Here is a 1,759-nt window from a genome sequence, read left to right on the forward strand (position 1 = left end):
TGGGCCCGGCCAGCAGCTCACGCAGCCGCACCGCGTCGGCCCCGGGTTCGCGCAGCGCGTAGAGCATCGGCAGCGTGTGCACGCCCTCGCGCACGTCGGTGCCGGGCAGCTTGCCGGACTCATGCGAGTCGCTGTCGATGTCGATGATGTCGTCGGAGATCTGGAAGGCGGTGCCCACGATGCCGCCGAGCCGGCTGAGCCGCTCGACCTGCTCGGCGTCGGCGCCGGAGAACATGGCGCCGAACCGGCCCGCCGCGGCGATCAGGCAGGCGGTCTTCTCGTACACCACCTTCAGGTAGTGCTCGATCGGATCGGCCCCCTCGGCCGGGCCCGTCAGGCCGCGCGTCTCCCGCATCTGCCCGGTCACCAGCTGGGCGAACGTCTCGGCGATCAGGCGCACCGCCTCGGGCCCGAGCCGCGACACCAGCCGCGACGCCGTGGCGAACAGGTAGTCCCCCGCCAGGATCGCGACGTTGTTCCCCCAGCGGACGTTCGCGGTGGGCGCGCCCCGGCGCACCTCCGCCTCGTCCATCACGTCGTCGTGATAGAGGGTGGCCAGGTGCACCAGCTCGATGACCGAGCCGGCGATCGTCACCTCGTGCGCGTCGGGGTTCGGCCCGATCTGGGCGGACAGGACGGTGAACAACGGCCGGAATCGCTTGCCGCCGGCCTTGAATAGGTGGGTCAGCGAGTCGGTCATCACGTCGTCGGCGCTGCGCAGCTCGGTGTCCATGAGCCGTTCGATCCGCCCGACGCCGTCGCGCACCGTGGCGGCGAAGGCGGGGTCGCCGAAGTCGATGCCCGCCACCACCGTCGCCGGAGTACTCACCCGACCAACATACTGGTGAGCGTGGAGACCAAAGCCGACCTGGTGGTCGTGGGCGCCGGACCCGCGGGTTCGGCGGCGGCCGCGTGGGCCGCGCGCGCGGGCCACGACGTGCTGGTCATCGACTCCGCCAGCTTCCCCCGGGACAAGGCGTGCGGTGATGGGCTGACGCCGCGCGCGGTCGCCGAGTGCGAGCGCCTCGGGCTGGGCGACTGGCTGGACACCCGCATCCGGCATCGCGGCCTGCGGATGAGCGGTTTCGGCGGCGAGGTCCAGGTCGACTGGCCGGGCCCGTCGTTTCCGTCGACCGGTAGCGCCGTGGCCCGACTCGAGTTGGACGACCGGATCCGCAAGGTCGCCGAGGATTCCGGCGCGCGAATGATGTTGGGAACGAAAGCCGTTGCGGTGCATCATGACTCGTCGAGGCGGGTGGCATCGCTGACCTTGGCCGACGGCACGGAGGTGGCTTGCCGGCAGCTGATCGTAGCCGACGGGGCCCGCTCTTCGCTGGGTCGCAAACTAGGCCGGCGTTGGCACCAGGAGACGGTGTACGGCGTCGCCGCCCGCGGGTATCTGGCCACCCCGCGCGCCGACGACCCGTGGCTGACGTCGCACCTGGAGCTTCGTTCGCCGGACGGCGCGGTGCTACCCGGCTACGGCTGGATCTTCCCGCTCGGCAATGGCGAGGTGAACATCGGCGTCGGGGCCTTGTCGACGTCGAAACGGCCGGCCGACCTGGCGCTGCGCCCGCTGATCGACTACTACACCGACCTGCGGCGCGACGAATGGGGCTTCGAAGGCCCGCCGCGGGCGGTGGCGTCGGCGCTCCTGCCGATGGGCGGCGCGGTGTCCGGGGTGGCCGGGCCCAACTGGATGCTGATCGGCGACGCCGCGGCCTGCGTCAACCCGTTGAACGGGGAGGGCATCGACTAC

Annotated in this window: 2 protein-coding genes; one reads left to right on the plus strand and one right to left on the minus strand. The window is 71.6% G+C overall.

Features of this window, described 5'->3' with window-relative positions; all coding sequences use genetic code 11:
- On the minus strand, nt 1–829 hold an 829-nt coding region (locus tag A9X03_RS19695; protein WP_068262541.1), incomplete at its 3' end, for a polyprenyl synthetase family protein.
- Between the two features lie 15 nt (nt 830–844).
- On the opposite strand from A9X03_RS19695, the gene menJ reads away from it, so the two are divergent.
- Nucleotides 845–1,759: menaquinone reductase (gene menJ / locus A9X03_RS19700; RefSeq protein WP_068262539.1), on the plus strand; the 915-nt coding region annotated here is incomplete at its 3' end.

This window comes from Mycobacterium sp. E1715 (genome assembly GCF_001667625.1).
In the GTDB taxonomy this organism is placed as follows: Bacteria; Actinomycetota; Actinomycetes; order Mycobacteriales; family Mycobacteriaceae; genus Mycobacterium.